Here is a 5,279-nt window from a genome sequence, read left to right on the forward strand (position 1 = left end):
CCATCGGCAGGATGCGCCGCTTTATTCCCCGCAAGACGGATCTCGTAACCCTCTCGACCGCCAGATTCCGCCAGTTCATCGCCGCCTACAACAACACCCCGCGCAAATGCCTTGACTACCGCACGCCCGCCGAGTCCTTTGCTCAAGTGTTGCACTTCGAATGTGAATCCACCTCCTGGCTTTCGCCAGGACGACGTCCGGGGGCGGTCCATAAATAAACCAATCAGAACGAATTAAGAACACTTTAGCAAGTCTTTGATATATCATTGTGATTCGGCGGCTGCGCCGACACAATATCTATGGTCTTTCAGTCTCTGCGAGGACTACATGTCCACCATCGCCTTCGATCAATTCGCCCTGACCCGGATTGCCGATTTCGCGCGGTCGCTGTCGCGGCTGCACCAGGCCTCGCGCCGCCAGACGATCGACGACGACCAGCTCGATCGCGAGTTCAACGCGGTCTGCATGTCGATCTGGGGCTACACCACGGATGATTTCAGCGACGAGCTGTTCTCGGACGAGGATCACGCCTGGCTCGACTCGCTCGATGAAGCGCATGCGCGGATCTTCGCCGGCGAGCAGGGTTATGATCTCGTCGACGACCACGGCATGCTGACGGACTGGTGGGGCTATTGCTGGATGATCCTCGCCGAGAAGCGCGGCATCCTCAATCCGGAGAACCGCGCGGCCGCTCGGGCCGCGATCGAGGAGAAATACATGGCCGCGCCGAACGTGATCGGCGTGATCGTGGCGCGCTGATAGTTGTCGCGATGTCATTCCGGGGCGATGCGAAGCATCGAACCACAGATGCGCAATTGCGCATCGGGGAATCTCGAGATTCCGGGTCTGGTGCTTGCGCACCATCCCGGAATGACAGGCTGACGCCCGTCAGTTCACTTCCGCGCGCCTTGCCGGCTTCGCGGCGTTGCCCTTCGGCGCAACAGACGACGGTGCCGACGGCGCGACATCGCTTCTGGTTTCCGGCAGCGGCGCGTCGCCCGCGATCTCGGCGCTGACGGGGGCGACCTTCATTTCGCCGAGCCGCGCGCGGACCGCCGAGGTCAATCCGGGATAGGAGGCGACCGGCGTGAAGTCGAACGACTGCTCGTTGCCGACACGGATGCCGGTATAGGCGACGAGGCCGTCGGTGGTCGCGATCACGTCGCCGGCACGCAGCGAGGCATCGAGCGCGAGGTCGACCGGCGCGAGCCCCGCCGGGTCGCGGCCGTTGCAGGTGCAGTCGGCGCGCAACGCCTTGCGATAGGCGAAGGCGTTCTCGCTGTCGGCGTAGCGTTCGCCGGCGGTCGATGCGGCGCTGTCGATATGGCTGCCGTAATAGACCTTGGTCGCGCTCGCCGGACAGAACGCCTGGCAGAGCTGCGCCGGCGTGGCGTTGCCGCGCATCGTCAGCGGAAAATATTTGCCGTCGCAGCTGCGCACGCAATACGCCGGTCCGGAACCGGCCACGCGCGGCGCCGAGATGGGCGCGGACGGCTGCCGCTCAGCCTGCTGGTTGAGGCCGAACGGATCGGCGAAGAAATTGGCCTGCGGCGGCGCCTGTCGGCTCTGCTGCTTCTGGGAACCGCCGAAGAAGAAGTCGAACAGCCCTTCGGCCGAGACAGGCGCGGGCACCACCAGGACGGAACCCGCAAAGGCTGCGGCGGCAAGTATCACGCGGCGCCGCATGCGCCGATCACTCAACTCTGTACGCAACGCCAACTCCACCCGACGCGCCACGGCGACAAGCTGCCCTGGCGGCTTCACCCTAGTGCGCGATGGTAAACGAGCGATTGATTTGGGGTGATGGCGTCACACGAAGGCGAGGTCACGCGAACCGCCCCCTTCACCTCGCCCCGCTTGCGGCTCTCGTATGCACACATCTTGCTAGGCGATTTGATTGCTGATTCCGTGGGTTGAGTGATGATTCACGGAGCGTTTGATGTTGGGACTGGAATTTGGCCTGGGGCGGTTCGGCGACCTGCGGCTGGAAAAAGGGGGGCGCGTTTGCACGCGGCGCTGGTTGATCGACCGGGGTCGTGCATTCGCCGGCTGGGCGGGACGCGGGCGCGCGAGATCCAGTTTACGCGCTTTCTTCGCAATAAGGCGGTGACGGCGACAGCGAAGAACGAAGCGGACACCGGTTCGCGCTAACGCGTCAAAACTAGAATCTAGAGCGGCAGGGATAAGCCGCGGCCTCTGCGCTCAAGCACAAGCGTCTCGGAATACTGGATCGCCCGCATGCGGGTGAAGACACCGAACTGGCTCAGGATCGCGCCGCATATTCGGTGTCGTCCTGGCGAAAGCCAGGACCCAGTACCCCAAATCTCAATTGTTGAGCGACACCGGGCCGCGATCCCGCTCATCACCGAAGACGGTGGCTAGGGGTCCTGGCTTTCGCCAGGACGACGGCGGTGGATGCCGAGCCTCCCATCGGGTGGTTCGCAATGATGGAGGAGGCCGCAGCGCAGCTTCGCGCGCTCGCTCTACGTCCGGAATTGCCGCCGATAGAGTCCGGACTCGCGGGCCATCCTGTTGGTCAGTTCCTGGGCGCGCGATGTTTCATCCGGCGTCATCGCCGCGGTCTGCGCGACCCAGTTTTCGCGCTTCACCGGGAAGCACTGCGCAACCGGCGTGCCCTTGGGCAATACGCCGTTGAAACTGGTGTCGTGCCAGCGTGCCGGGAAATGAACCCAGCTGTCGTGAAACAGATCGCAATCGACCATGCCGGTCAGCGTGGTGAACGGCAGGTCGAACCGGTTGACCGGATGCGTGAAGAACAGCGAATAGCCCGGCGGGGCCTCGATGGTCCACAGATTGACGAACTTGATGACGAAGCGGTCGGGCTCGAACAGCGGCGAGCCGACCACCTGGCTTTCGTCGTGGAAGCCGACCGGCGAGCGCGGGAATTCGAGCGCGCCGCCGGCCGGAAGGTCGTTGTCCCAGGTGATCGCGCCATTCTCGACCTTGAGATCGCAGATCAGCGGCAACAGGAAACCCGATGTCATCGCATCGACGAATGGCGGGCAGCGCTTGACGGTATCCTCTTCGCGATTGCTCATCGTATTGAAGGCCTGCGTCGGCATCGCCTTGAGCCATCCGGGAAGCCCCAACGACGCAGGCACCGGCGGCGGAATCTTGCCCTCGAGCTCCGCGGGGCAGCGGAATTTGATGGTGATCGCTTCGTTATTGTTGGACACGGCTTTGGTCCTTGGTTCGTTCAGTGTCGGCGGCGCCCTTGCGCCGGTCGATGCTCGTCTAGCACGCGACGACGGGGCGGAGAAAGCAGCCGCATCGGTCGCGAAGCGAGCCGCGATATCGAGTTATAAGTTGTTGTTATCATGACGGATAAGGCAAAGTCCTTAATCTCACGGTTCGGCGCGCGCCAATGCCGGTTTTCCGCGTCTTGCCGCTCACCGGTGTGCAAGACTCTGCCGATAGGCATTGGCTTTCGACGCCCGCCGGGCGCATCATGGCCGGCGTCGCTGACGACACGATCTGCGTGAGGTAACGGAGGTACCATGGCCGAATCGAAGGTTGAGACCGCCAACGCTGCAGCTGCCGCGTCCCCCTCCGGCGAGAGCGGCAGCCCCAGCCAGCTCGCGGTCGCGACCGTCCGCACCGTGCCGATCGAGCAGGCGCAGTCCCGCACCGAGCACGATTTGCTCGGCGAGGACGACGTGCCGGCCAACGCGCTGTGGGGCATTCACACCAAGCGCGCGGTGATGAACTTTCCGATCACCGGCGTGCCGGTCGGGCACTTCCCGGAATTCGTCCGCGCGCTGGCGCTGGTGAAGCAGGCCGCCGCGCGCGCCAACAAGCGGCTCGGCTATCTCGCACCGGAGAAGGCGGATGCGATCGAAGCGGCCTGCACCCAGATTGCGACCGAAAAGGTCTATGCCGAATCCTTCGTCGTCGACGCGATCCAGGGCGGCGCCGGCACGTCGACCAACATGAACGCCAATGAGGTGATCGCCAACGTCGCGCTGCGGCTGATGGGGCGCAAGCCGGGCGACTATCACGCGCTGCATCCGAACGACGACGTCAACATGGCGCAGTCGACCAACGACGCCTATCCGACCGCGCTGCGGCTCGCGGTGATCTTCGCCACCCAGCCGCTGGTGCGCGCACTGGACGATCTCGCCTACTCCCTCAAGGGCAAGGCGGTGGAGTTCGCCGACGTGTTGAAGATGGGGCGGACCCAGCTTCAGGATGCGGTGCCGATGACGCTCGGCCAGGAATTCGATGCCTTCCACGTGACCGTGAAGGAGGACGTCGCACGCCTGAACGAGATTTCCGCGCTGTTCCGCGAGGTCAATCTCGGCGCCACCGCGATCGGCACCGGCATCAATGCCGATCCGCGCTATGCAGCGCTCGCCGTCGAGGAATTGTCGCGGCTGTCCGGCCAGCCGATGGTGCTGGCCTCCAACCTGATTGAGGCGACGTCCGATCTCGGCGCCTTCGTGCTGTTCTCCGGCGTGCTCAAGCGCGTCGCGGTCAAGCTCTCAAAGATCTGCAACGACCTGCGGCTGCTGTCGTCCGGGCCGCGCACCGGCATCGGCGAAATCCGTCTGCCCGCGGTGCAGGCCGGCTCGTCGATCATGCCCGGCAAGGTCAATCCCGTCATTCCCGAAGTGGTCAACCAGGTGGCTTTCCTGGTGATCGGGCACGACCTCACGGTCACGATGTGCGCCGAAGGCGGCCAGTTGCAGCTCAACGCGTTCGAGCCGACCATCGGCTATTGCGTCTTGAGCTCGCTGCGCATGCTGACGGCGGCGGTCGATACGCTGACCAAGCGCTGTGTCGACGGCATCGAGGCCGATCGCGAGCGCTGCCGCAGCCTGGTGCAGGGTTCGATCGGCCTGATCACGGCGCTGGCGCCGTCGCTCGGCTATGAGGCCTCATCGCGCGTGGCGCGCCGTGCGCTGAAGGAGAACCGCTCGGTCGCCGACATCGTGCTGGAGGAAAAGCTTCTGACCGAAGCGCAGCTCAATCAACTGCTCGAGCTCGAGGCAATGACCCGCCCGGCGCGCCGGCAGCCGGTGCCGAGGAGTTGAGGGCGAGGCGCAGCATCGGCAGTCGGCTCCCTCTCCCGCTTGTGGGCAGGGCTATCGCATATGGCCGTTTGAGGCGATCGGAGTTCCCACAAACTCGTCATGCCCGGGCTTGTCCCGGGCATCCACGTCTTCGTTTCCACGCGAAGAAAAGACGTGGATGGCCGGGACAAGCCCGGCCATGACGGCGCGGAAGAATTGGTTCATTCCATATGCGATTCCCCTGCC

Annotated in this window: 4 protein-coding genes and 1 pseudogene; 3 read left to right on the top strand and 2 right to left on the bottom strand. The window is 64.3% G+C overall.

Annotated elements, in window-relative coordinates:
* Positions 1 to 218 (top strand): annotated as a pseudogene (locus I6F38_RS42865) (hypothetical protein); the annotation flags it as partial.
* A gap of 109 nt (positions 219 to 327) precedes the next feature.
* Entirely contained in the window at positions 328 to 759 is a 432-nt protein-coding gene (locus I6F38_RS42870; protein ID WP_225164637.1) for a hypothetical protein, read from the top strand.
* A 129-nt stretch (positions 760 to 888) separates the two neighbouring features.
* Here I6F38_RS42870 and I6F38_RS42875 read toward each other — a convergent pair whose 3' ends face one another.
* Together I6F38_RS42875 and I6F38_RS42880 are read right to left on the bottom strand one after the other, a co-directional pair.
* The gene (locus tag I6F38_RS42875; protein WP_225164638.1) at positions 889 to 1,686 is read right to left on the bottom strand and encodes a DUF2865 domain-containing protein; all 798 of its coding nucleotides are present in this window, start codon (positions 1,684 to 1,686) and stop codon (positions 889 to 891) included.
* Between the two features lie 797 nt (positions 1,687 to 2,483).
* Positions 2,484 to 3,197 (bottom strand): hypothetical protein, encoded by a 714-nt coding sequence (locus I6F38_RS42880; RefSeq protein ID WP_225164639.1) that lies wholly within the window; start codon positions 3,195 to 3,197, stop codon positions 2,484 to 2,486.
* Between the two features lie 321 nt (positions 3,198 to 3,518).
* Between I6F38_RS42880 and I6F38_RS42885 the strand changes: the two genes are divergently transcribed.
* On the top strand, positions 3,519 to 5,054 hold the full coding sequence (locus I6F38_RS42885) for an aspartate ammonia-lyase (RefSeq protein ID WP_225164640.1): 1,536 nt from the start codon (positions 3,519 to 3,521) through the stop codon (positions 5,052 to 5,054).
* Positions 5,055 to 5,279 lie beyond the last annotated feature (225 nt).

Origin of the sequence: Bradyrhizobium sp. BRP56 (genome assembly GCF_020194035.1) — a bacterium.
Taxonomy (GTDB): Bacteria; Pseudomonadota; Alphaproteobacteria; order Rhizobiales; family Xanthobacteraceae; genus Bradyrhizobium; species Bradyrhizobium australafricanum.

Excerpts from the sequence above, each read along its gene's own strand:
- I6F38_RS42870 (WP_225164637.1), top strand. The coding sequence starts at position 328 with ATGTCCACCATCGCCTTCGATCAATTCGCCCTGACCCGGATTGCCGAT.
- I6F38_RS42875 (WP_225164638.1), bottom strand. The coding sequence starts at position 1,686 with ATGCGGCGCCGCGTGATACTTGCCGCCGCAGCCTTTGCGGGTTCCGTC.
- I6F38_RS42885 (WP_225164640.1), top strand. The coding sequence starts at position 3,519 with ATGGCCGAATCGAAGGTTGAGACCGCCAACGCTGCAGCTGCCGCGTCC.